Below are 26378 nucleotides of genomic sequence, written 5' to 3' on the forward strand. Positions count from 1 at the left end.
GAGTGCTGGAGTGAAGGCCTCGATGTTTTTCCATCGTGGCCTTTGCTCCAGTGCTCCGAGGTGCCGTGCCGAGTGCCGCGCAGTAGGCGGGAACTGGGAGACACGCCCTATACCTGTTCGCGGCCGCGCTCGCCGAACCATCCCGCCAGCCGCCCGGCCCGCGACACCGCGCGCAGCCGGCGGATGGTCTTCTCGCGCAGCGGGTTCGGCGTCACCACGAGCATCGCGTCCCCGGCCCGCAGCACGGTCCGGCGATCGGGTACGAACGCCTGCTTGGCCCGGATCACCAGCGAGATCGACACCCCGGCCGGCAGCCGCAGCTCGCCGATCTCGACCCCGGCGAGCTTGGACTCGCTCGGGATCTGCACCTGCAGCATGTCCGCGCCGAGCGACTCCAGCGGCGCGACGTCGATGTCGACCTCGTGCGCCGCGTTGTCGTCCAGTACGCCGAGCCGCCGGGCCAGCCAGGGCAGCGACGGTCCCTGCAGCAGCGTGAACAGCAGCACCAGCACGAACACCACGTCGAACACCCGATCCGCCTCGGGCACGTGCTCGGCGAGCGGGATCGTCGCCAGCACGATCGGTACGGCGCCGCGCAGGCCGGCCCAGGCGATGAAGGTCTGCTCCTTCCACGGCATCCGGAACGGTGTCGCCGACAGCGCGACCGCCGCGAACCGGCCGACCACGGTGACCGCGATCCCGATCACCAGCGCGACCACGACGTCGTCCAGGCCGATCCGGCCGGGCGAGGCGAGCAGGCCGAGCATCACGAACAGCCCGATCTGGGCCAGCCAGGCGATCCCGTCGACGAACGACTTGGTGGCGATCCGGTGCGGCAGCTCGGCGCGGCCGAGGATCAGGCTGGTCACGTAGACGGCCGCGAAACCGGAGACGTGCAGCAGGACCGTGCCCCCGGCGTACGAGATGAAGGCGAGCGAGACGATCGCCAGCGGGTACAGACCGGCGGAGCCGAGCGCGACCCGGCGGAGCAGGCCGACGCTCACCCAACCGACCAGGAAACCGAACAGTGCGCCGATGACCAGCTCGTAGAGCACCAGTCCGGCGAAGTACGGTACGCCGTGCTCGCCGATCGAGCCCGTACTGACAATCGTGACGAGCAGCACGGTCGGCGCGTCGTTCAGACCGGACTCGGCCTCCAGCGCGCCGCGCAACCGTGGTCTGATCGGGACCCGGCGCAGCACCGAGAACACCGCCGCGGCGTCGGTCGGCGACGTCACCGCGCCGAGCAGGACCGCGATCTGCCAGTCCGCGCCGAGCACGAAGTGCGCGACGCAGGCGACCACCGAGACCGACACCGCGACCCCGAGCGTGGCCAGCACGACGCCGAGCGGCATCACCGGGCGCACTTCGTTCCACCGGGTGGTCAGACCGCCCTCGGTGAGGATGATCACCAGCGCGGCGAACCCGAGCGCGTGCGCCAGCTCGGCGTCCTCGAACTGGATCCCGAGCGCGGACTCCCCGAGCAGCAGGCCCATCCCGAGGTAGATCAGCAGCGAGGGCAGCCCGAGCCGGCCGGACAGCCGCACGGCGACGATCGCCACCAGCAGCACCGCGGCGCCGGCGAGCAGGATCCGGTCGAGTTCGTGCACGTCCACAGGCTCGGCCCCTCAGGGTCGGGGGCTGCAGCTTAATTGACCCGAGCTATGAGCAACGAATCATCTCGCCGGACAAAGAACGAGGACCCTGACGCATCACACAGCATCAGGGTCCTCGGCGTAACTCCCGGCCGGAGCCGGTTGGCGGTGGCGGAGGGATTTGAACCCTCGGAAGGGGGGTACCCTTCACGCGCTTTCGAGGCGCGCTCCTTCGGCCGCTCGGACACGCCACCGCCGCAGAGGCTATCAAGACCTGTGCCCAATAAAGAAATCGCGGAGCCGGGCGCCCGCTTCGTCGGCCATCACGCCGCCGATCACCTCGGGCCGGTGGTTCAGCCGGCGGTCCCGGACGACGTCCCAGAGCGAGCCCACGGCGCCCGCCTTCTCGTCGTACGCCGCGAAGACGAGCCGGTCCAGCCGGGACAGCACGATGGCGCCCGCGCACATCGTGCAGGGCTCCAGCGTGACCACCAGGGTGCAGCCGGTCAGCCGCCACTCGCCGACCGCCGCGGCGGCCTGACGGATCGCCAGCACCTCGGCGTGCGCGGTCGGGTCGCCGGTCGCCTCGCGCTCGTTGTGGCCGCGGCCGATCACCTCGCCGTCGGCGGTCACCACCACCGCACCGATCGGTACGTCGGCGCTGCCGCGGGCCTGCTCGGCCTCGGCCAGGGCGAGCTCCATCAGCCGGGCCCAGGCCCGGCGGGCCGGGTCAGCCAATGGCTTCGATCGCCTCGTGGAACTGGTTGGCGAAGCCGAGCGCCTCGGCGATCTCCTCGAGCATCTCCTCGGGGTACAGGTCGACGTCGTCGATCAGCGCGCCCAGATCCATCGCGGTCATCCCGAGGTCGGCCACGATCGCCAGGTCGCCGGCCGGGACCTGCTCGTCGTCGTCCTCGGCCAGCGGGATGTCCAGCTCGTCGACGACCTGCTTGGCCAGCGGCCACTCGGTCGCCGCGGTGACGTCGGACATCAGCAGCCGGGCCCGGCCGCCGTCGACCCGGACCAGCACGAAGAAGTCCTCGTCGACCGAGATCATCCCGATCACCCCGGACTCGCCCGGGTAGCGGCGCAGCGCCGACACCAGCGCGGACAGATCCGGCTCGCCGCGCAGCACCAGTGGCGTGACCGTCCAGACCCCGTCCTCGGTGTAGGCCGCGAGCGCGAAGTCGAGCTCGGTGCTCGTCATCGGCGAGGCCGTGGGATCAGACACGGCCTCATCGTCGCAGAATCAGGCGTCCGGCGGGAGGGATCCCCGATCTCGAGCCGGTATCGGTGCCCCGGCAGTTACCGTACGGCGACGCTGCGCGACCGATCAGGGCTGGACGGTGAACGGCCCGAAAACCCCGGTCGCACTGCTGGCGGCCTGCGGGAGTTTGGTCGGGTAGGTGAGCATCACCTGGAAGCTCTGGCCGGCGTCGTAGATGTGTCCCCACCGCGTGTAGAAGTACCCGCTGACCGCCGTCCGAGCCGAGCTGACGACCGTCCAGGCGGTCTCCCCGACCCGCCGCGCGTGGACCAGCACCACCTGGTTTCCAACCGGACCCAACGTCCCGTTGGCGCGCCGGTACTTGAGTGTCCCGAAGCTGGAGAACGTCGAATCCCGGAGCACAGGCAACCCAGCCGTCGGCGCGACCACCGTCCCCACGAAGTACGTCGGCGCCTGCGGCAACTGTTTGACCGTGACCGTGGTCTCCCGGCTCCACGGCGAGTTGTCGATGCCTGCCCCGGAGACCGACACCCGCATCCGGAACGTCCCGGGCCGGTCGGGCTTCCAGTACCGCGCGTACGAGCCGTTGGCCGCCGTGTTGCCGAACGACTGCGTCGACTGCCAGGCCGAGCCGTTCCAGAAGTCCAAGGTGGTGAACAGCGTCCCAGGGAAGGCTGTCCCGCTGACCTTCCAGTAGTTGTTCACGGTTGCGGTCGGGGAGGACGTCAGGTAGCTCATCGAGAGCAGCTTGTGTGCGACCGCCGGGGCTGTGGTCAGCTCGACGTAGTCACCCACGGATGGCAGGTTGGCGAACAGCTCGGTGGCTTTGGTCAGGGCGAGCTGGACGGAGTAGCGGCCGTCGGATCCGGTCCTGGCGGTGGCCAAGACGGTCGCGCGGTTCAGGCCCAGGATGCGCACGGTGACGCCGGCCGCGGGGACCAGGGCACCGGTGGTCGAGTAGCGGCGGGCCAGTCCGGTGACCACCGTCTTCGCCGTACCGCTGGTGCGCGCCGGCTGGTCGAGCACGAGCGTGGCACCGCGCTGCACCTGGAACGAGACGCTGGCGGCGAGCTCGTTGGCGCCGTGCGTCACCTTGGTCATCACCCACCGGCCGGCGCCGCCGGCGAGAGTCGCGGTGAGGAAGCCCGTCCGGGTGTCGATGGTCGGAAACTCGTTGTGGACCTTCTCCGTCAGCGGCACCACGACCCGCTGCGAGCCGTCGGGCCGCTCGACGGTGATGGTCATCCCGTCGCAGGCGACGGACTCCGGGGCCGGTACCTGCATCTCGACCGGCACCCGCAGGTCCGCGGTGGTGAGCACGTTCTCGTTCGGGTCCCCGCCGTAGGACTGCATCGGCGGCCCGGCCAGGCACGGGTCCGCGGCGGCTTCGGCGTACGTCAGGGAGGCGGCGGTGACGAACACCCCCACCGCGAAACTGATCAGCTTGCGCTGCATGGCACAACTCCTAGGGCTGTACGGCGAACGGACCGACGACACCGGTCGCGCTGCTGGCCAAAGTCGGCAGCATCGCCGGGTAGGTGAGCATCACCTGGAACGTCCGGCCGGGCTGGACGTTCACGCCCCAGCGGGTGAAGAAGTACCCGCTGACGGTGGTCCGGGCGGTGCCCACCCGCGCCCACCCGGTCTGGCCGACCTCGCGCGCGTGCACCTCGACCACCTGGTTGTAGACCGGGCCGAGCGTTCCGTCCGCCCGCCGGTACTTCAGCGTGCCGTACGTCGACATCGTCGAGTCCCAGTGGATCGGTTGCCCCGCCGTCGGCGCGACCGTCGCCCCCACGATGTACGTCGGAGCCTTCGGCAACGTCGTCACCTTGACGCTGACCTCGCGCGACGGCGAGTTGTCGACCCGCTGGCCGCGCACCCACACCCGCAGCCGGTAGGTCCCGGGCTTCGTCGGCATCCAGTAGCGGGAGTAGACGCCGTTGGCCGGAATCGGCCCGTACGACGGAGTGGTGACCCAAGCGCTGCCGTTGAACACCTGCAGATCCGCGTCGAGCTTGCCCGGGTACGCCGACCCGGAGACCTTCCACCAGCCGTTCGCGTACGCCGTGGGCAGCGCGCTCAGGTAGCTCATCGCGATCAGCTTGTGCGCGGTCCGGTAGTCGGTGATCTGCTCGACGTGGTTGCCGCTGGCCGCGGTGTAGGCCCGCAGCGTGGTGTTCTGCGTGAACGCGACGGTGGTCCGGAACCGCCCGGTCGCGTCGGTCTTCGCGGTGGCGACCAGGAGGTCCTGCGTCAGGTGCAGCAGCTTGACCGTGGTGTTGGCGGCCGGGACGAGTGCGCCGGTCTTGGAGTACCGGCGCAGCTGGCCGGACAGCGTCGTACGGGCCGTGCCGCTGGTCCGCGCCGGCTGGTCGAACGTGAGCACGCTGCCGCGGTACACGTGGAACGGCACGTTGGTCTCCAGCACGTTCGCGCCGTGGGTGACCTTGGTGATGACCCAGTCGCCCTCACCGGTCGCGGCGGTCAGCGGGAGGAACCCGTACCAGGTCCAGCTCGGCGGCATCCCCCGGCCACCCTCGTTCGGCAGGGCGACCGTCTGCTGCTGCGAGCCGTCCTTCTTCTGGACGTACGCGACCATCCCGCTGCAGTCGAGCGAGTCGCGGTTGGCGTGCATCTCGATCGGCACGCTCCCGGACGCGTCCAGCACGATGGTCTGGACCGGCGAGGTGTCCTGGCTGATCGTGGGCTGGTTGTAGAGACACTCGTCGTCGGCCGCGTCCGCATCGAGCGCGGCGGCGCTCATCCCCGCGGTGACCAGGCTCGCGACGGCCAGCAGTGCGACCGGCAGCTTCGAACGGATTCTCATGGCGTCGCTCCTGAGCAGAAGGTCTCTTGCTCAGCCAGATGCACGCCAGGGGCGAAAAGTTAGTGGTGGTACGTCGCCCGCCGCATCGCCGCCCGGATCTGCCGGATCCGGGCCCGCCGGGGCAGCACCCGGTCGCGAAGGGCCTTGGCCTCCTCGAGCTCGCGCAGGAAGGCGGCGCGGCGGCGCAGACGGTCCGATTGTTCGGGCGACTTACCGGAGTTCTCGGTCACGGGCGCACGTCCGTCCGGGTCGGTTGAGGTCGGAGCGCCCTGGGGCGGGCGGGGGCACGAACCAAAATCGACTGCACCCCAACCGTATCGGGGCCCGAGGTTTCCCGGGACGAATCGCCGACGCGGTAGCGTTCCGGCCATGCAGATCCTCGTCGTGGACCACCCGCTCGTCGCCCACAAGCTCACCACGCTGCGGGACCGGAGCACCGACTCGCCGACCTTCCGGCGGCTGACCGAGGAGCTCGTCACGTTGCTCGCCTACGAGGCGACCCGGGACGTGCGGACCGGCCCGATCACCGTCCAGACCCCGGTCGCGGAGGCGGAGGGGATCAAGCTGACCTCGCCGAAGCCGCTCGTCGTACCGATCCTGCGGGCCGGTCTGGGCATGCTCGAAGGCATGTCCCGGCTGCTGCCGACGGCCGAGGTCGGCTTCCTCGGGATGATCCGCAACGAGGAGACCCTGACCGCGTCGACGTACGCCGAACGCCTGCCCGAGGACCTGCACGGCCGGCAGTGCTACGTGCTCGACCCGATGCTGGCCACCGGCGGCACGCTGGCGGTCGCGATCCAGTTCCTGGTCGACCGCGGCGCCGACCACATCACCGCGATCTGCCTGCTGGCCGCCCCGGAGGGCGTCGAGCGGATCGAGCGCGAGCTCGCCGACCTGAACGTCCCGTGCACGCTGGTGATCGCCGGCATGGACTCGCACCTGAACGAGAAGGGCTACATCGTCCCCGGCCTGGGCGACGCCGGTGACCGCCTGTACGGCGTCGCCCAGTAGTCCGGCTAGACCAGCGTGTTGCGGTAGAAGAAGTTGGCCCGGCGATCCCCGGTGACCCCGGAGGCGAAGCCGAAGTAGAGCCGCGCGGTCGCGTCGGTGGCGCCGTACACGGCCATCCCCTCGGCCTCGCGGTAGGTCAGGCTCTTGCCGGCCAGGGTGAGGAACGAGTCGACGATCTCGCCGCGGTTGATGTCGTAGCACCACAGCTTCGAGTTGGCCTTGGTCTCGTCGGGCTCGCCCGGGTAGGCCTCGCCCTCCCAGAAGTAGCAGTACGAGCCGTAGAGCGCCCAGCCCTGGAAGTCGATCCCCGGCGTCAGGGCGGGCTGCTTGAAGCTGGCCAGGACGTTGCTGAAATCGCCGGCCTGCGCCGCGGCCAGTGAGTAGATGTTGATGTGCATCCCGTCGGCCAGCGAGTGCCGTACGCCGAGCCGCCCGTACCGCTGGTCGACCGCCGGCGTGAACACCGACCCGTTCGCGACCGGCTTCCACTTGGTCAGCGAGGCCGAGTCCTTGGTCAGCGTCGCGCCGTTCTGCCACGGGAACCGGCAGATCTGCCGGCCGCGCCCGTTCGCGGTGTCGACGTCGGTCTCGGTCCACAGGTACGACGTACTGCCGACCCCCTGGGCGCCGATCGAGACGCCGTGCCCGAAGCCGGTCAGGTACATGTGCCCGAGCACGGTCCCGGAGAAGTTCAGCTGGCTCAGCGTGAGCGTCCCGCTGTTCGCGGCCGTGCCGGAGCGCAGCTGAGCGGTGAAGATCCGGTTGTTCGGGGTGTCGAAGGCCATCGACTGCATGACCGTCGGGCCCCAGAGCGGTTTGTGCCGGAAGAACTCGTTGGTGGTCGCGCTCATCTTGAACCGCTTGGTGGCGGGAAGGGCGGTGGTCCGGGCGGAGGCGGGCGGGGCTCCGACGGCACCGGCGGCGAGGATCGCACCGGTCCCGGCGAGCAGCCCACGACGGGAAAGAGTCATGCGTGTGAGAGTAAGCGGCTGAATTCACACTGTCAGCAGCTCACTTCCCATTAATTTCTGTTAACGGATCTGCGGGATGTCCGCGGCCTCCAGCGAGCTGAGCTGGTCGGCGGTCGGCGCGGTGAGCTCGGCGAGCCGGTGTGCCTGCCGCTCGGTCATCTGCTGGAACATCTGCCGGGCGGTCCGCCCGTTGCCGAAGCCCTCGTCGCGCGGCATCACCTCGAACAGGTGCGCCAGCGCCGCCCGGGCGTCCCCGCTCAGCTGGTACTGGTGCTCGCTCGCGTGGTACTCGAAGATCCGCACCAGCTCGTCGGAGGTGTAGTCGTCGAACAGCATCGTCCGGGTGAACCGCGACGACAGGCCCGGGTTGGAGCCGATGAACCGGCCCATGTCGTTGACGTAGCCGGCCACGATCACCACCAGGTCCTCGCGGTGGTCCTCCATCATCTTGACCAGCGTCGCGATCGCCTCGGTGCCGAAGTCGTTGCCGATCCCGACCGGTGCCAGCGAGTAGGCCTCGTCGATGAACAGCACGCCACCGAGCGCCTGGTTGATCGCCGCTGTGGTCTTCGGACCCGTGTGGCCGACGTACTCGCCGACCAGCGCGGTCCGGTCGACCTCGATCAGGTGTCCCTTGCGGAGCAGGCCGAGCGCCTTCAGCACCCGGCCGTACAGCCGGGCCACGGTCGTCTTGCCGGTACCGGGGTTGCCCGCGAACACGAGGTGACGGCTGAGCGGCGGCGCGGGCAGCCCGGCCTCCTGCCGCATCCGGACCGTCTGCATCAGCTTCACCATCGACTGGACGTCGCGCTTCACCCGGTCGAGGCCGACCTGCTCCTCCAGCTCGGCGAGCACGTCCTCCAGCAGCTCGTCCTCCGGCGGCATGCTCTCGGCCAGCGCGGACGCCGGTACGACGGCAGGGTCGTTGGCGGCAGCCGCAGCGCTCACAGCGGCCGGCGCAGCGGTTGGCGCCATCGGCGCACCGTCGACCGTGCAGTCGTCGAACACCGGGTTCGCGCCGTCGTCCTGCCCGGCCGCTCCGGCGCAGTCGCGGATCCGCACGTGCCGCAGTACCGGCGAGCAGCCCGCGCTGAGATGCAGCGCCGGGTACTGCGTGCCGACCACGTCGCAGTCGGTGTACGTCCCGGCGGCCTTCTCGGCGAGGTAGATCCCGTTCTTGGCCACGCCGGTCACCCGCAGGCCGGTGACGGTCGGTGCGACGCCGGACCAGACCACCAGGCCCGAGCCCTCGCACTTCTCGATCGTGCTGCCGGCGAGCTCGGCGCTCGTCCCGGAGCCGAAGACGATGCCGGCCGCCTTCGTCCGGCTGACCCGGACGGCGTCCATCCGCACCATCCCGGCCCCGGACAGCTCGATCCCGGTCCCGCTGGTCGCGGTCACCGAGCACGCGTCCAGGCTGGTCACCGAGTTCGACTCCAGGTGGACGCCGACCGAGCCGCCGGAGATCCGGCAGTCCTCGGCCCGCAGTACGGCGTCGTCGACGACCGACAGTGCGGTCAGGCCGACGTCGGCGATCCCGCAGGCCGCCAGCTCGACCCGGCTCGTGCTGGTCGCGTGCACGCCGTGCTCGTTGCCGCCGCGGATCAGGCAGTCGGTCAGCCTGACGGTCGCCGTACCGGTGAGGTGCAGAGCGCTGTACGCCGACCGGTCGAACCGCGTGTCGGTCAGGGTCGCCTCGGCCCCGTCGGAGATCAGCAGCCCGTTCGCCCCGGAGTCGGAGACCGTGCAGCCCTTCGCGGTCAGTTCAGCCTGGTCCTGGACGACCAGCGCGCTGGCCTTCGGCGTACGGACGCGGCAGTCGGTCAGCTCGACCCGCGCCGTCCCGGTCGCGTGCACACCGGCCGCACCGGACGAGTCGATCGCCACCTCGGTCAGTACGCCGGTGGAGCCGTCCTCCAGCAGTACGCCGGCCATCCCGGTCCGGCGCAGCACCGAGTCGGTGATCGTGACCTTGCCGCCACCGCGCGAGCGGAAGCCGTAGCCCGCGGTGGACGTCATCCGGAGCCGCTCCGCCTCGACCTGCGCCCCGCCGGACAGTACGACGCCGATGCCGTCGATCTTGTCGATGCTGGAGTCCTCGATCCTCGCGCGGACCCGGCCGGACAGGTGCATGGCGGCCAGCCGGCCGTCGCTCAGCGCCGACCGGCGGACGAGGACCGTCGTCACGCCGTACCCGGTCAGGTCCTGGCTCTGACCGCCTTCGTTGCCGCGGGCATGGATCCGGCTGCCGGTGACCAGACAGTCCTCGACCAGCAGCCCGGCACCCGGCGCGATCCCGATCGCCGGCGTCCCGCTGTCGTCGGCGGCCCCGACCACCAGGCCGCGCAGCGCGCACTCGAGACCCTCGGCGACGATCGCCGGCTCACCGCTGCCGGCGACGCCGACCACCTCGACGCTGCCGCGGCCCTGCTCGGAGACCAGCGCCAGCGAGCGGTCCAGCACCACCTGCTCGTCGTACCGGCCGGCGGCGATCAGGACGACGTCGCCGGGGGTCGCGGCCTTGACCGCGTCGGAGATCCGCCGGAACGTGCCACGCCCGCCCTTGGGGGCCACATACCTCGTAGTCACTGAGCTCCCTGCTGCGTACCGGGCGGCAGCACCAGACCCGAGTTCGTGGTCTCCATCGGTGGCACGGTAACACTGGGCGGAAGCACCAGCGGCCGCGACCACGCGGGGTCCATGGACGCGCGGATCGCCGGGCCGAGGAAGGCGATCGACAGGCCCTTCTCGAAGAACTTGAGCCCGAACCCGGCTGCGATGTCGGCGATCCCGCCCTTCTGGAAGTACCGCCCGGCGCCGAAGCCCATCCCGATCGTGCGCAGCATGCCCAGGCTGTTGGCCACCGCGAATCCGGTCGCCACCGACATGCCGCCCTCGGCCATCGCCTGCCAGCCGGTCAGCTTCAGCGGCTTGCCGTCCGGCCCGGTGACGCCGAAGATCGCCGCGTTCATCGTGCCGTTCACGAACCCGGTCAGCGGCAGCATCAGCATGCCGAAGCCGTAGTCGAAGGTACCGCCACGCCACTTGGCCACACCGGTGTGACCGGCCCACTCGACACCCCAACTGGCGTTGTTGTTGGTCGGCCGGTTGGTGACCAGCTTGCCGCCGTCCAGGTTGCCGGCCGTGGTCTTCAGGTCGCGCAGCGAGCCGCCGAGGCGGGTCTCGGTCAGCGCGGTGCCGGCCACCGTGCGCAGCGTCGTCCCGACGGCGGCGTTCATCAGCGCCTTGAGCGCGTCGGTGCCGGTGAACGGCTTGTTCTGCGCCTCGGCGATGATCGCCAGGATGATTACGCTGGCCGCGTAGTCGAGCACGAACTCGGTCGACGCGGTGAGCAGCATCTTCTGGAACAGCAGCCGGCTGTACGACGCGTAGCCGGCCTCCGCCCGGCCCGCACTGCCACCCGGCCGGAACACCTTCGGGTCGAGCGACCAGTCCGAGTGCATCAGCCACGGCTGCCGCTGGGCGTCGCCGATCCGCGAGTTCCAGCCGCGGAACTCGGTCATCGCGCCGCGGAAGTCGTACTCGTTGCCGGTCAGCCGGAGCCGGCCGTCGCGCAGCTCGAAGACCAGACCGTTCTGGGACCGCTCGCCGACCACTCCGCCGGTCTCGTCCCACAGCTTCCACTGCCCGTGGATCTTGTCGGTCTCCAGGAAGTTGTCGCCGGACTTGACCCGCTCCCGGACGATCTTGTCGAAGTCGAACTCCTTCCACTGCGCCCGGTCGCTGACCTTGGTCGCCTCGTCCACCGTGTACTCGCGGACCCGGACCGGCCGTCCGTCGCCGACGTGCTGCGGCGTCTCGAAGCGGACCTGGCGCGTCAACTGCGGCGTACCGGGCTGGAAGTCCACGTGGTACTTGGCGTTCTGGCTCCAGCGCGGCGACCACGTCCCGTCGCCGGTGCCCCAGCGCCGGTCGAACGTCATCGCACCGTCGACCCGCTGCCCGAACTTGTCGAACTCGGCGCTGTGCCAGTTGTTGTTCGCCGACTTCCACGACTCGACGTACCGGCCTTCGTCCAGCATGTGCCGGTCGCGGATCAGGTTGCCGCCGGCGTCGAAGTCGCGGAACGAGTTGTCCCAGCTGATCGACTCCTCGCGGGAGCCCTTGAAATGGAACCGGTCGCCGTGGTTACCGGTCGGCACGCCGTTCGCGTCCAGCTCGCGCCAGGTCCACGACGACGAGTCGGCCGGCCCGTTCGACTCGATGTAGCGCTGCGGCTGATTCCCCCGTACGCCGGGCGCCAGGTGCTGCTCGCCGACCAGGTTGCCGTGCGGGTCCCGCTGGAACCACACGTTCGTGTTGCCCGGCTCGGGGAACTCCCGCACCTGTCCACCCGGCTCGCTCCTGCGCACCAGTACCCAGTCCGGCCCCTGGCCGGGACGGCTCGGACCGGGCAGCCGGACGAAGTCCTCCCAGGTGTTGTTGGTCCCGTCGAAGGCCCGCCAGCCGCGCGAGGTCTCGTTGTCCCACGCCTTCACGGTCCGGCCGTTCAGGTTCGGCAGGGCGGTCTCCGGCGGCTTGACCTGGTCGCCGACCTTCAGCTTGCTGCCGTCGTGCAGCTTGCCCTCGAACCGGACCAGGTTGCCGGCCATGTCCACGTCGGTGATCGACTCGTCGCCGGCCTGGTAGCGGACACCGCGGTTGTTGCCCCCGGCCCCGGAGGTCTCCCAGCGGTGGATCTGGTACTGCGGGTCCTTCGCGATGTGCGCGGTGAAGCCGTCGAAGGTCCGGTTGTTGTCCTGCACCAACTCGCGGAACCAGAGCGGCGGCCGCTGCTCCCCGACCCGGCTCGCCGACACGATGTCGCCGTTGTCCAGCAACTTGGCGCTGCCGATCGACTTGTCGCCGGTCCCGCGGACGTCGAACTCGCCGGAGCGGGTGACGACGCCGGCGTCCACCTCGAGCTTGAACTCCTGGTACCGGCGGGCGGTGTCGACGCCGTTGAAGGCGCCCCACTTCTGCTGCGCGATCTCGTCCTGGGTCCCGATCCGGACCCGGTCGGTGAAGCCGTCGCCGACCTTCTCCCAGGTCCGCGAGCCGGACGCGACCAGGCCGCCGTCGGCGTCGTACCGGTTCCAGGTCCAGGTGTTGTCCGCGCCCCGGATCGCCAGGACGTGGCCGGCGATCTCCTTCTCGGCCTTGCCCATGATCGGGGTGAGCTGCTCGGCGACCGGGTTGTCGTACTTCTGCAGGCCCTGCTGGAAGTGGTGCACCGACCGGCCGTTGTGGTCGACGTCGCGCCAGGAGTAGCCACCGGTGTCGAACTCGCGCTTGCCCCAGTTCGAGAGGCCGCCACCAGTCGCGTCGTACGTCGCCCAGGTGGTCCGCCGCTCGAAGGTGCCGAAGCCGAGCGTGTCGGTGCGGCGGAAGCTGTCCAGGACGGTGCCACCGGCCAGCCAGCGCCGCTCGAAGACCTGGACCTCCTTGGCGGTCGAGCTGAGCAGCTTGAGGTTGCCGTTCCCGGCGCCGGTCACGTCGAGCTTGCCGTGCAGGAAGCCACCGGTGGCGACGTTGTCCGTCACGCCGCCGCTGCGGCTCCAGGTGCCGGCCACGCGGTCGACGACGTAGGTGTAGTCCGTCGCCCGGCCGTTGTCGACGACCCGGAAGCCCTGCTCGGTGAGCTGCCCGGTCTTCGAGTACTGGTGGTACTCGCCGTTGCGCGGGCTGCCGTTGAGCGTGAGCTCGACCTTGATGTTGCCTTGGGCATCGATCGTCGCGCGGTGCGGGACCGGGACGGCGGTACCGTGCAGGTCGGTCCAGGTGATCGTGCCGTCCTGGGCCCGGGTGATCCGCGACCCGAGCTGCCCGGCGCCGAGCGGATCGAGGTCGGTGACCTCGCGCAGCAGCGCACCCTGGAGATCGAACACGTCGTGCCCGCCGGTCCGCGTCACGGTGTACTCACCGCCGGCGAAGGTGACCGTGCGCCCGTCGACCGGCAGATCCGTGCCGGTCCGGATCGTCACCACGTCGTCGACGCCGTGCACGACCGTCAACTGCTCGCCCTGCGCGCCGACCACGGTGATCCGGGTGTCGAGCAGCTCGCCGGTCGCGTCGTACCGGTAGGCCTTACTGCCCTCGGCGACCTGGAAGTGACCGCCTGGCAGGGATTCCAGCTTGGTGCCGGGGTTCTGGGTGAGCAGCTCGTGGGTGGTGGTGAGGCCGTTGTTCTCGACCTTGACCGTCACGTCGCCGGGCAGCTGCCGGATCTGGACCTCGACCGTGTCCTGCGGCCACGACGCCGGTCGCGGCAGCGGGGCGAACTCGTCGCTGTCGTGCAGGATCGTGCTGCGCAGCTTGGCCGCGATGTCCCCGAGATCGGTCGGCTGCCAAGGACCCTTGGTGATCTCCCGGCCGCCGCCGGTGAAGGTCACCGCCACGGTGTCGTCGGTGGTGTTGCGGGTGATCGTGACGGTGAGCTGGTCGGTCGAGCCGGGCCGGCTCACGGTCAGCGTGGTGAGGTTGCCGTCGGCACTCTTCACGGCCTGGACGTCGGCGTACTTGTAGCCGTGCCAGTTGGCGATCGAGCGCTCGTCGAAGGCGCGCACCAGGTCGTCGTACGCCGTGGCCGTCGGCATCCCCTGCCACGGCTCGCGGATGAACCCGCGCAGCTTGTCGGCCGGGATCTGGACCGCCTCGACCGGGATCACCTTCAGCGTCACCCCGTCGACCACGACCTCCTTGTCCGGGCCGGTCCGGACCAGCTTGGTCGGGGCCAGCGTGACCTCGGACTGGGCCTGGTTCAGCGCGGGCGCGTCGGCGTCGAGCTTGGTGTAGCCCGGCGGGTAGGACATCGCGAGCTTGCCGTGCCCGGCCGGTACGTCGATCTCGAACACGTAGGTGTTCTCCGGCAGGCCCTTGCGGGTCCACTCGACCTGGAACGCGAGGTCCTGCGAGGTCGAGCTCGGCACCCGTTCGACGAACTCGGTCGCCTGCGCGGTCGCCCGGTCCATGTCGACGCTGCGGTACACGGTCATCGGCCGGTCCGGGCCCTTGAAGAGCAGCTCCTTGGTGACCTGGTCGAAGTGCAGCGTGTCCTTGATCAGGTCGTCGGAGGCGTTCTTCACGAACCCGCCGTACCCACGCTTACCGGTGAACGCGCCGGTCTGGACCTTGCGGATCAGCGCGTGCACGCCGCTGGCCTTGTCGAGCGCCTCGGTCAGGTGCAGGCGGGAGGCGTCGACCGCGTTGTTCCAGCGCGCGGCGTCGCCGGTGAACCCGTCCGGCAGCGCCGCCGGGGCCGGGTGGGTGGTCGTCGGGTGCGGTGCCTGGAACCTGCCGGTCCGGCTGTAGACCTGCGGGCCGTCCGGCGTCGCGATCACCAGGCTGTCGTCGGTGAGCTTGACCGGCCATGGGTGGCCGAGCGAGTCGACGACCTGGCCGGACTCCGGCACGCCCTTGTTCAGCGTGATCATCACCGAGCGGCCGTCGAAGGCGCCGTTGACCAGCGGGAACCCGTCGCCGACGTGCACGAGCTTGCCCATGAACGGCTTGAACAGCCAGGTCTGCGTGCTGTCGACGCCGTTCTGACCGAGCCGGTGCACCGCGACCAGGCCGTCCGGCGTCAGGTCGGTGCGGAACCCGGCGGCTCCCGCGCCGCTCAGCGAGAGGCCTTCGTCGGCCAGCCTGACCTGCAGGCCTTCGACGCCGGGCACGCCCGCGGTCTTCGGCCGGCCCTTGGCCACGATCCGCGGACGCTCCTTGAGGGAGTCGATCCGCAGCTCGTCCAGCTGCCGGATCAGGTCGTCGGCGGACAGCTGGTGCTTGGCCTGGAAGGCGTCCTTGACCGCGTCGAACCGCTGCTGCGCGAGCTGCAGGTTCAGGTCCGCCCGCTGCCCCATCGACGGCCCGGACGACGGCCCGTCGGTCCGCCCGCCGAAGGTGTCGCCGGCCTTGCCCGCCGCGACGTACTCGTCGTACGCCTTCTGGACGGCCTTGAAGTCGTGCATCCGCTGCGCGACCGTGACGTCGGAGTCACCGGTACGCCGGAACAGGTTCGTGTGCGCGACGGCGTCGTCGGTGAGCGTCGGCTCCGGCATCCGCCGCCAGGCCAGCGGTTGCAGCTTGCCCGCGAACACGTCGCTGTTGTGCAGTACGCCGGCCCGCAGGTCGGTCGCGATCCGGGCGAAGTCGGTCCCGCTCCAGGAGCCACCGAAGAAGCGCTCGCCGTTGAACCGGGCCGACACCGCGACCGAGTCCGCGTCGACGTTCCGGGTCACGGTGATCACCAGCTCGTCGGTGGTCCCCGGCTTGGTCACCCTGACCACGTTGACCAGGCGGTCCGCGCTGATCGTCGACGTCGCGTGCACGTCGGTCATGCCCTGGAACTTCTGCAGCCGCTCGGTCGACAGGGCGGCGGCGAAGTCGTCGAAGGCCGTCCCGGACGGCAGACCGGTCCACTCCTCGCGGATCAGGTCGTCGTACCGGGATGCCGGCAGCTGCTCGGCCCGGACCGGGATGATCGTCAGGTCACCCAGCGGCCGGTTCTCGCCGGTCCGGATCAGCGTGGTCGGCGCGAGCGTCACCTCGTACTGGGCCTGGTTGACCGCCCGCGCGTCGCCCGCGCCCGGCGTGTAGCGCTCCGGGTAGGCCATCGCGAGCTTGGTGTGCTGCGGCGGTACGTCGATCTCGAACACGACCCGGCTGCCCTGGACGCCGTTGTCGGCCCAGGTGCGCTGGAAGTCCATCCCGTTCGAGGTGGACGACGGGAGCCGCTCGACGAACTCGTCGGCCTGCGCGGCCGTCCGGTCGAGCGACATGCCGCGGTACAGGGTGACCCGGGGGTTCGGGCCGTGGAAGGCCGTCTGGGAAGCGGTCGTGACGAAGTCGTCGACCTTGCTGATCAGGTCGTCGGCGTCCGTCATCGACAGGTCGACGTACCCGCCGTAGCCGCGGTGCGAGGTGAAGGAGCCGTTCGCCACGTCGTCCATCAGCGCGCGGATCGAGTCGTCGCTCGCCGCCGCGGTCAGATGCGTCCGGGACAGCTGGACCGAGTCGGCCAGCGCTGGGCCTCGACCGGGTCGGTGAGATGCGTGGCCACCGGCGCCGGCGCGTCGGCGGTGAGGCCCTCGTCGAGCCCGCGGAACGCGCCGGTCGCGCGGTCGTACTTGAGGGTGCCGGCCGCCGAGGCGATCGAGATCGTGTCGCCGTTCGCCTTGACCGGCCAGCGGACGCCGCCGAGGTCGTCGATCGTTCCGGCGTACAGGTTGCCGGTGAGGCCCTCGTCGGTCATCCGCAGCCACTGCCCGTGGAAGGCGTTGCCGTCCAGCTGCAGGGACTCACCGGTCAGGCGCAGACCGCCGCGGCGCATCGGCTGGTACTCCCAGGTGTGCGCGACGTTGCCCTCGGGCGTCAGCTTGGTCACCGACACCGAGGTGCCGGAGTGCTGGACCTCGATCAGGCCACCGCGCGGGGCGTCGACCGACGTGACCGTGCTGCCCTGCACGGTGATCCGTACGTCGTTCGGCAGGTCGTGCGTCTTCAGGGTCGTGTCGGCCATCGGGTTGATCCGCGCCGACGGGCCACCGACCGGCCGGTCCGGCCCGCCGCCGACGAGTCGCGGCCGCTCCTGGATCGAGGTCGCGAGCAGATCGTCCAGCTGTCCTCGCAGCGAGTCGAACTGCGTCCCCGGGTGCTTCGACTCGAACAGCTGCTTGGCCGCCGTGAACTCGTCGTACGTCGCGCGCAGGTCCTGCAGCGCGCTGTCACCGACCGACGGGCCCTTGGACGAGCCGTCGGCCCGGCCGCCGAACTTGTCGTAGTTCGCGCCGGCCGCGCGGTAGTCGTCGTACGCCTTCTGGACCTTGCTGAAGTCGTCGATCCGAGAGGTCAGGTCCGCCTCGGTGTCGCCGGCCCGGCGGAACAGGTCCACCCGGGCGGCGTTCTCGGCGTCCCAGACCTGACCGATCGGCCGGGTCTCGGGCGCGTTCTTCCACGCGGCCGGCTCGATCCGCCCGGCGAACTGCTCGCTGTTGTGCAGGACGCCGCCGCGCAGGTCGGTCGCGATGTGCGCGAACTCCGCCTTGCTCCAGGCCTGGTCGAAGACCACGTCACCGTGCAGCTGCCCGCTGGTGACGCGGACCGAGTCGCCCTCGCGGGTCACGGTGATCACCATCTGCTCGGCCACGCCCGGCTTGCTGACCGTGATCGTGCGGACCAGGCCGTCGGTGCTGAGGGTCGAGTGGGCCGTGACGTCGGCCATCCCGTCGAACTTGCGCAGGGCATCCTCGGAGAAGGCCTTGGCGAAGTCGTCGAACGCGACCTCGCCGGACAGGCCGGACCACTTGGCGGTGATCACCTCGTCGTACAGCGACGGCGGGATCTGCTCGGCCTTGACCGGGATGATCGTCAGCCCGTTGTCCAGCAGCCGCGGCTCGCCGTTGCGGACCAGCGTGGTCGGGGCCAGCGTGATCTCGAACTGGTCCTGGTTCCACGCACGCGCGTCCGCCGCACCGCGCTGGTAGCCGTCGGGGTAGGACATCGCCAGCTTGCCGTGGGCCGGCGGTACGTCGATCTCGAAGACCACCCGGTTGCTCAGGACACCGTTCTTGGCCCAATCGTCCTGGAACTTCAGCGTGCTCGACGTCGAGATCGGCAACCGCTCGGTGAACCTGCCCGCGGTCGCCGCGGCCGGGTCCATCGACACCCCGCGGTACACGGTGATGTTGTCGGCCGGCCCCTTGGTCAGCAGGTCCTGCGTGACCGAGTGGAACGTGCGGACCTTGTTGACCAGCGTCCCGTCGGCCAGGGCGCCCGGGTTCACGAAGCCTTCGTAGCCGCGCTTGGACGTGAAGGAACCGCCCATCACGTCCTTCATCAGGTTCTCGACCTGCTTGTTCACCGCGGCTTCGCCGAGATGCACGCGGGACTGGTCGGCCTGCGCGGTCCAGCGGGTCGCGTCGGACACGTCCGGCGGCGGCACCGGCCGGCCGAGATCGTCGCCGAGGTGCGTGACCTGGCCCTGGAAGGTGCCGCTCCGGTCGTACTTGAAGACGCCGCCCGGTGCCGCGACCACGATGTCGTCGCCCGACACCTTCAACGGCAGACCACTGTCCAGTACGCCGTCCAGCTTGCCGGCCATCCCGGTCGCGGTGCCGAAGCGCCCGGCCAGCGGGCCGTCGGCGAGGTGGAAGCTCTGGCCGATCAGGTTCGGCCGGCCGAAGCCCAGCCGGAACGTCCAGCTCCGGACCGCGTCGCCGCCCGCGCCGAGCTCGCTCACGGTCACCTCACGGCCGGCGACCGAGCCGGTGAACGAGTCCGCGCGGCTGCCCTGGAACGTCACCGTCGTACCGCTGACCTCGTACGAGACCCCGCCGCCCGGGACCTCGAAGGAGCGGCCGGCGCCGTCCAGCTTGGGCCGCTTCGGCAGCTTGTCGATCGTGGCCGCGACGTCGTCGAACTCCACGTCGTGCTTGCGCTTGAAGCTGGTCTTCGCGGCATCCAGGTCCGCGCGGGCCGCGTCCAGGTCGATCCGGACCTGCTCGCCGACCGGTAGGTCGGAGGCCGGGCCGTCGCCGCGGCCACCGTGCAGGTCGAAGTTGTGCTCCGCGCGCCGCAGGTTCGTCTGCGTCTGCTGCAGCCGCGCGATGTCCTCCATCCGGACGTCGAGCATCGCGTCGGAGTCGCCCGGCTGCCGGACCACCTGCAGCTTGGCCGCCAGGTCCTGCTCCCACTGCGGGTTGAAGGACGGCTGCTGGTTCCAGGCCGCCGGCTTCGACATCCCGACGAACAGGTCGTTGTCGTACAGGGTCCCGGCCCGCAGGTCGGTGGCCAGGTGGCCGAACTCGTCACCGGACCAGGTGCCCTTGACGCTCGTGATGCCGTCCGCGGTGGTGGTCACCGTGACCGAGTCGCCGGACCGGGTGACCGTGATGGTCAGGTCGTTGCCGGCGAAGCCCGGCTTGCTGACGGTGATCGTGTTCACGAGGCCGTTGGTGCTCAGCTTCGAGGTCGCCGTGACGTCGCCCATCGCGGAGAACTTCCGCAGCGGGACCTCGTCGAACGCCGCGGCGAACTGGTCGAACGCCTGCTTGGACGACAGCCCGTCCCAGCGCTCGAGGATCAGCTCCTCGACGTCGTACGGCTTGATCTGCTCGGCCCGGACCGGGATGACGGTCAGCCCGTCCTTCTGGAACGAGTCGCCGGTCCGCTTCAGGACCGTCGGCGACAGCGTCACCTCGAACTGCTCCTGGTTCAGCGCCCTGATCTCACCGGCGCCCGGGTGGTAGCCGTCCGGGTACGACATCGCCAGCTTGCCGTGCGCGGGCGGGACCTCGATCTCGAAGACGACCCGGCTGCCCGGCGCGTTCGCGCTCTTGGCCCACTCCTTGGGCTGGAAGTCCCAGGCGCTCGACGTGGAGATCGGCAGCCGCTCGACGAACTCGTTCGCCTTCGCGGCGTCGGCGTCGAGCTTCACGCCGCGGTACACCTTCGTCGGTCCGACCGGGCCCTGGCCGAGCAGGTCGTCGGCGATCCGGTTGAAGTCGTCCACGTCCCCGATCAGCCGCTCGGCGCCGCGGCCGCGCAGCACGTCCGGGTCGACGAACCCGCCGTAGTACCGCTGGTTGGTGAAGGCACCCTCGCGGATCTTGAGCATCATCGGACGGACGCCGTCGATCTCGTCCATCGCGGCCATGTGCGTGCGCGAGAGGTCGACCTGCGCCTTCCACTGGGCCTGGCCCAGCTCGTCGCCGTCCAGCCGGCTCGGCAGCTGAAGGTCCGGCCGCGGCCCGGCCACCCCTGGTTCGACCCGCAGGAAGTTTCCGGCCCGGTCGTAGAACTCCGGACCCTGCGCACCCGGCACCCGGAACTCGCCCGTGGAGCTGGAGAAGCTGACCGTGACCCGTCCGCCGTGAGCGTCCGGGATCATCGCGTTCTCGGGCAGGCCCAGGCTGATGTCCGTGGTCAGCCGCTGCCCGCCCGCGCCGCCACCCGGCCCGAGCACCAGCTCGTCGGCGACCAGCATCGGCTCGCCGGTCCGGCGGTTGAGCTGGAACGTCAGCGTCCGCAACCCGTCGTCGCTGGAGACCTTCAGGGTGCTGCCGGTCAGCACACTGTCGTACTCGCCGGCCCGCGCGCCCATGAAGTTGGCCCGCGTCCCGTCGAAGCTGAACGTGACCCCGCCGCCGGGGACGACGACTTCCTTGCCTCCGGCACCGAGCAGGCGCGGCCGGTCCTTGAGCGAGTCCATCACCAGGTCGTCCAGCTGCTGCTGCAGCGCGTCGACCTTCAGCCCGTGCTTGGCCTCGAACGTCAGCGTCGCCGTGTGCAACTCGTTCTGGGCGCGCTGCAGCCCGGCGCCGATGTCGGCGCCCACCGCCGGTCCGGTCGACGAACCGTCGATCCGCTGACCGCCCGCGGCCAGGTCCTCCAGGGCCAGCTTGACGTTGGTCTGCGCGACCTGGACCTCGCGGAAGTCGTCGATCCGGCCGTTGAACGCCGCGTCGGTGTCGCCGGCCTTGCGGAACACGGTGGTCTTGATCGCGAGGTCGGTCTCCCAGGCGTCGCTGAACGACTGGGTGTTCGGCCGGACCGGCCGCGGCAGCTCCTTCAACGGGTCGAGCAGCAGGTCGTCGGCGGCGTTGCCTTGGATGCTGGAAGGAGTCGATCCACCCAGGTCGTCGACCGCCCGGCCCTTGCCCTTGACGTCGACGTGCACCGACCCACCGAGGTCGTCCAGCGGCCGCGGGGCCGCCGTACCGGTGATGTCCGCCCACTTCTCCGGGTGGGTCGCGACCACCCAGTCAGCCTTCTGCTGCGCCGCGGAGACGTTCAGGATCTTGGTGGTGGACCAGTCCGCCTTGTCCGGGAAGCTGCCCCGGTACCAGTCGCCGAACGCGTCGGCCCGGTCGGGATCGCGGACGAACGCGTTGATGTCCCGGACCGCCTGCGGACGCCCGGTGCCGAGGTCGTTCAGGCTGCCGGTCACCGAGACGGCGGGCGCCTTCTCGTGCGGCACCAGGTGCTTCAGCCCGTCCGGAACCTCGCGGAACTCGAACAGCAGCGCCTTCTCGCCGGCGATGACCGCGTCGTTGATGCCGTGCCCGGCGACCTCGCCACCGCCGAGGATGTACGCCTTGACCTGCGTCCAGGCGAAGTCGTTGCCCCCCGCGGGCGTGGGCAGGTCGCGCAGCAGCTTCAGCGTCGCGAGCCGGTCGGCGTCGGTCAGCGTCTCGAGCACGACCTTCGGCTGCGTGCGCGGCAGCACGCCCCAGTCGTTCTTCACCGCCGGGTCGGTCAGACCGCGGTGCGGTACGCCGCCGGGGTACTCGCCGATCGCGATACCGTGCTTGTCCACCTGCTTGCCGGTGAAGGTCATGATCGACTTCAGGTACGCGTACGAGCCCTCGACCGCGGCGGGGTTGTCGAGGCCCTCCTTGATCGCGACCAGCGCGCTGTCGTTGCGGAACTCCGCCTGGTACCAGGGGTTGTCGGCCAGCAGCCGCAGCTCGTTGCTCGCGCCGCTGCCGAAGTCCGAGGCCTTCACCCCGACGGTGATCTGCTGCCCGGTCGGCGGCATGTGCACCGAGCCGACGTCGTCCAGTCCCAGGCCGTTGCCACCAGCAAGGATGTGCTTGTGGTTGGTGATGTTCAGCTCGAACCGGCCGTCCGGGCTGGTCACCACCTTCATCGGCTGGTGGTTCGCGTCGTTGAGCTGCTTCTTGAACGTGTCGAGCAGGAAGTTCGTGGCGTCGTCACCGAGCTTGGCGCCGGCCTGGTCCCCGACCTTGCCGGGATAGCTGACCAGCTCGACGGTGTGGGTGTTCCACTTGCCGGCGACCCCCGGCATCCCCTCGGGAGCGCGGTAGGCGCCGTTGCTCATGTCCTTGGTGACCATGATCAGCGGGTCGCCGGTGTCGACCCGCTTCACGAACGCGAACACCCGGTCGGTGCCCTCCGGCATCGCCACGACGAAACCGCGCAGCTCGCTCTCGTGCCCGAACGACGCGCTGTCGAAATCCTTGCTGAACTTCGGCGCCGGGACCTGGGCCGGCCGGTCGACCGCGGAGACGCCGGGTGCAGGCCCGCGGTTCACCGTGGCGGGCGGCGGAGGCGGAGGCGGCGCGAGGTGCGCGGCCGGCGGGGGTGGCGGCGGAGGCGGCGCGAGGTGCTGCGCGGGAGGCGGAGGCGGTGGAGGCGCGACGTGCGTGCCGGCCGGCGTCGGCGCGTCGGTGGCCCGTCCGTCCATGCCACCGAGCAGCCGCGGCCGCTCCTTCAGCGAGTCCAGCGTCAGGTTGTCCAACTGCTGCTGGAGGCCGTCGGCATCCATCCCGTGCTTGCCCGCGAACTCGGCCTTCGCCACGTTCAGATCCGCCTCGGCGGCCTGCAGGTTGACGTGCGCCTTGTCGCCGACCGAGGGCCCGGTCGACGGGCCGTCGATCCGCAGGCCGTTCACGGCGACGTCGTCGGCGGCGGCGTCGTACTTGGCCTGGGCCCGCAGGACCTGCCCGAAGTCGTCCATCCTGGCGTCGACCACGGCGTCGGTGTCGCCCGGCTTGCGGAACACGCCGGCCTTGGCCGCGAGGTCGTTCTCCCAGGTGCCGGCGAGCGACTGGCTCTCGAACTTGCCCTGCGCGGTGTAGACCGAGCGAACGCCCTTGCTGTCGACCACCTGGATCTGACCGGTGTCGAGCTGCTTGACCGTCACCCCGGCCGGTACGGCGTCACCGGCGACCGTGGTCACCCGGAGGTCGCTGCCGGCGCCGGCCGGGATCACGATGTGGTCGTCCGGCCGCAGTATCCCGTCGGCCCGGGTCAGCCGCAGTCCCTCGTCGAGCTTCACGCCGTTGGTGTCGAACCGGATGCTGTTGCCGGTCGCGGTGTCGGTGAAGCGGATGGTCCCGCCGTTCACCTCCATCCGGCCGCTCGGGCCGCCGCCGTACAGGTGGTAGTTGCTGACGCCACCCTCGGTGCGGGTGACCTTGACGATCACGTCCGGGCGGTCCGGGATGCCGTTGAGGGTGATCTCCGCGCGGCTGGCGATCGTGTTCGTGCCGACGCCCGAGGTGGCGATGTCGCCGCCCTTGGCCAGCGAGTAACCGGGGTCGTGCACGGGCCGCGGCGTGACCGGGATCAGATGGGTGTCCAGGGCCTGGACCGGCGCGTGGCCGGGAACGCCTGCCTGGCCGAGGTTCTGGACCGGCGTCGTACTGGTCGGCAGTGGCTTGTCGCCGACCAGGATCGTCGGCGTGTGCTGGTTGGACCCCGCGTTGGCGGGCAGGTCCTGCTTCAGGTTGACCGGCGGCGTGACGGTGCTCTGACCGGAGGTGTGCACGGTCGTCGGCTGGACGTTCAGGTCCACGGCCCGCTGCGGTACGGCGACCGGCTGCACGTTCACGGTCGGAACGACCGGCGCGTTCTGCGAACCGGCCAGGCCCGGGTTGTCGACCTTGATCGTGGCGGGTGTCGGTGTCTTGAGGTCGGCACCGGCCAGGCTCGGGTTGACGTGCACGTCGCCGCCGGCCTTCGCGGTGTGGACCGCGGGCGGGGTGAGCCCCTGCGAGCTGACGGTGGGGTTGTGCACCAGGTCGAGGGCGGCGTTCACCTTGTCGAGGCCCGGCGAGGTCACCCCGTGCGTCGCGCTGAAGGTCGGGCCGTTGGGCGCGTTGAACAGCTCGTGGGCGATCGACCGGATCTGTCCGGCCTGGAACCCGTTCGCGGCGCCGTCGAAGATCTGGTTGGCCAGGTGCGTCGGCACGGCCGGCGGGTTGCCGCGGATCGAGGAGCCGGTCAGGTCGGTCAGGTTCGCGCCCTGCGGGTTCGAGATGTGCAACGAGCCGAGGTTGCTGACCGCCGGCGGTTGCACGCTGGTGCCGCCGAGATGGACCGATCCGACTTCCGGCGTACCGATGTGCGGGGTGGGTACGCCGGTGAGCCCGGTGCTGCCGATCGACACGTTGTTGACGTGCGGCGACGGGATGTTGCCGACCCCGATGTTGCCGATGGCCACGTTGTTGACCTGGACGGCGGGTGGCGTCGCGCCGGTGGCGACGTCGATCGGCTTGACCGCCACGTTGGGCAGCGGCGGCGACACGTTGCCGAGCGCGGTCGACGGGAGCGAGGGGGTGTTGACGCCCGCCGTACCGATGACTGTGGCCGGTGGGACGTTCGGGATCTGCACCCCGGCGTTGCTCGGGATCTCCAGGCCGCCCGGGGTGGTGATGGTCGGTGCCACGGTTTTGCCGAAGTCGCCGGTCTTGAGCGGGACCAGGTCCGGCAGTTGCGAGGTGATGTTGCCGCCGCGGAAGCCGGCGCCGATCGCGAGGTCCGGCATCTTGATGTGCAGCGGTTCCATCCGGATCGGGTCCACCAGCTGCTGCTGGAAGCTCTTCCAGAACCCGCCGTTGCCACCGGTGTCGATCGGGGCGCCGCTGATCCCGCGCAGCGGCGCGACCTTCATCGGCAGTCCGAACACGTCCTTGCCCAGGACACCACGGCCGATCACGCCGACCTTGAGCGCCTGCGTGAAGGCCTGGAAGTTGGTCAGCCCGAGGGCCTTGAAGGCGCGGATCTCGTCGGCGGCGACCGGCAGGAAGATCCGGGTCCACTGCAGGTTGCCGAAGTGCGCCTTGGTGAAGTTCCAGGTCCCGGTCAGGCCGGTCTTCAGCCCGTTGCCGATCGCCGAGAAGCCGCGGCCGAGCGCCGGCGGGATGGCGCCGATCGCCGTGCTCAGCTTGGTGATCCCGTTCAGCGCGAGCTTGCCGAAGTTCGTGGTGAAGTTGACCACGGTGAGTGGAAAGTTCCGGATCCCGGTCACCACGGCGAGCCCGGTCTCAGCGATGTTGATCCGGCCGACGAAGCTCAGGCCCTTGAGGCCGGTGATCAGCCCCTTGAACGTGAACGTGCCGCTGAAGATGCTCTTGATGCCCTGGGTGATGCCCTTCACCCCGGCGCCGATGCCGCTACCGACCGCCTTGATGATGCTGAAGATCGGCAGCGCCTTGGTGGTCGGCGCGATCAGGCCGAGGCCGGCCAGGAACAGGTCCAGGAAGTTCGCGTCACCCTTGGCGACGTCGACGATGGTCTTGATGAACAGGGCCAGGTTCACGCCGAGCGCGATCAGCGCGATCGGGCCGCCGAAGATCAGCGCCGGGATGATCAGGATGATCGCCAGCCACTTGAAGGCCTCCCAGAACGCCTCGCACTCCGAGATCGGCAGCTGGATGTCGGAGACGCCGTTGATCTTGCCGGCGAAGCCCGAGGCCTGGTCGGACTGGTACTCACCGGCCGACCGGGCGGTCTCCTTGTGGGTGTCGCGGTTCGGGTCGTCCTCGGCCAGGCCGCGTCCCGCGGCCAGGGCCCCGTCGGCCTTGCGCTGCTGCTCGATCACGACGTCACGCCAGTCGCGCAGCGCCTGGGCCGAGGTCTCGAACGCGGACGCCACGTCCTCGACGTGCCCGCGCAGCCGGCCGTCCACCTTGCCGCGCAGCGCGTCCGCGGTCTTGCCGACGAAGACGCTGTCGGAGTTCTTGTTCATCACGGCCTCGATCGCGGTGATGATCTCCCGCGCCTTGCCGCCCATCTTCTGCAGGCCGTCGGCCAGACCCTTGATCTTCTCGGGGTCCCCGGGCGTGGGGTCGCCGCCGAGACCGATCGCGTCCCAGTCGCCCGGCCGTGGCATCGCAACCCCCTCCAGCTGAAGTGACCCTCCGACAGTCCACGCGTGAGAGCGCTCCACGGTTCATTCCGGGCAGCGGAAAACTTCTCTGAACCTGCGACCGCCCCGT

Annotated in this window: 11 protein-coding genes and 1 tRNA gene; 1 reads left to right on the plus strand and 11 read right to left on the minus strand. The window is 70.2% G+C overall.

The features are described from left to right. Positions 1 to 107: 107 nt before the first annotated feature. From AB0M01_RS36595 to AB0M01_RS36625, 7 genes are all read right to left on the minus strand, one after another. Positions 108 to 1616, minus strand: coding sequence for a potassium/proton antiporter (locus tag AB0M01_RS36595; RefSeq protein WP_363677128.1), 1509 nt, complete (start codon positions 1614 to 1616; stop codon positions 108 to 110). Positions 1617 to 1758: 142 nt separating this feature from the next. Further along, positions 1759 to 1849, minus strand: a tRNA-Ser gene (locus AB0M01_RS36600). A gap of 13 nt (positions 1850 to 1862) precedes the next feature. After that, complete coding sequence (gene tadA / locus AB0M01_RS36605) at positions 1863 to 2297, minus strand: tRNA adenosine(34) deaminase TadA (protein WP_363677265.1); 435 nt, start codon at positions 2295 to 2297, stop codon at positions 1863 to 1865. 28 nt (positions 2298 to 2325) lie between these two features. Beyond that, positions 2326 to 2826: a tRNA adenosine deaminase-associated protein gene (locus AB0M01_RS36610; protein WP_363677129.1), complete on the minus strand. Its 501-nt coding sequence runs from the start codon at positions 2824 to 2826 to the stop codon at positions 2326 to 2328. 102 nt (positions 2827 to 2928) lie between these two features. Beyond that, a complete protein-coding gene (locus AB0M01_RS36615) occupies positions 2929 to 4278 on the minus strand; it encodes a hypothetical protein (protein WP_363677130.1) in 1350 nt (449 codons plus the stop codon). A gap of 10 nt (positions 4279 to 4288) precedes the next feature. Then, positions 4289 to 5653, minus strand: a complete 1365-nt coding sequence (locus AB0M01_RS36620) for a hypothetical protein (protein ID WP_363677132.1) — start codon at positions 5651 to 5653, stop codon at positions 4289 to 4291. A gap of 59 nt (positions 5654 to 5712) precedes the next feature. Then, positions 5713 to 5883 carry a hypothetical protein gene (locus tag AB0M01_RS36625; RefSeq protein WP_363677134.1) on the minus strand — a complete coding sequence of 57 codons (171 nt, stop codon included), beginning with the start codon at positions 5881 to 5883 and terminating at the stop codon, positions 5713 to 5715. A 139-nt stretch (positions 5884 to 6022) separates the two neighbouring features. Between AB0M01_RS36625 and upp the strand changes: the two genes are divergently transcribed. Further along, a complete protein-coding gene (gene upp, locus AB0M01_RS36630) occupies positions 6023 to 6664 on the plus strand; it encodes a uracil phosphoribosyltransferase (RefSeq protein WP_363677136.1) in 642 nt (213 codons plus the stop codon). 5 nt (positions 6665 to 6669) lie between these two features. On the opposite strand, the gene AB0M01_RS36635 is transcribed toward upp, so the two are convergent. The 4 genes from AB0M01_RS36635 to AB0M01_RS36650 are packed head-to-tail and all read right to left on the minus strand — an operon-like array spanning position 6670 to position 26272. Continuing rightward, positions 6670 to 7635, minus strand: a complete 966-nt coding sequence (locus tag AB0M01_RS36635; RefSeq protein ID WP_363677138.1) for a hypothetical protein — start codon at positions 7633 to 7635, stop codon at positions 6670 to 6672. 60 nt (positions 7636 to 7695) lie between these two features. Beyond that, positions 7696 to 10224 carry a right-handed parallel beta-helix repeat-containing protein gene (locus AB0M01_RS36640; RefSeq protein ID WP_363677139.1) on the minus strand — a complete coding sequence of 843 codons (2529 nt, stop codon included), beginning with the start codon at positions 10222 to 10224 and terminating at the stop codon, positions 7696 to 7698. Continuing rightward, positions 10221 to 16583: a hypothetical protein gene (locus AB0M01_RS36645; RefSeq protein ID WP_363677140.1), complete on the minus strand. Its 6363-nt coding sequence runs from the start codon at positions 16581 to 16583 to the stop codon at positions 10221 to 10223. Before AB0M01_RS36645 ends, AB0M01_RS36640 begins: the two co-directional genes overlap by 4 nt. 35 nt (positions 16584 to 16618) lie before the next feature. Beyond that, entirely contained in the window at positions 16619 to 26272 is a 9654-nt protein-coding gene (locus tag AB0M01_RS36650) for an actin cross-linking domain-containing toxin (RefSeq protein WP_363677142.1), read from the minus strand. Between the last annotated feature and the right edge of the window lie 106 nt (positions 26273 to 26378).

Origin of the sequence: Kribbella sp. NPDC051770 (genome assembly GCF_040681455.1) — a bacterium.
Lineage (GTDB): Bacteria > Actinomycetota > Actinomycetes > Propionibacteriales > Kribbellaceae > Kribbella.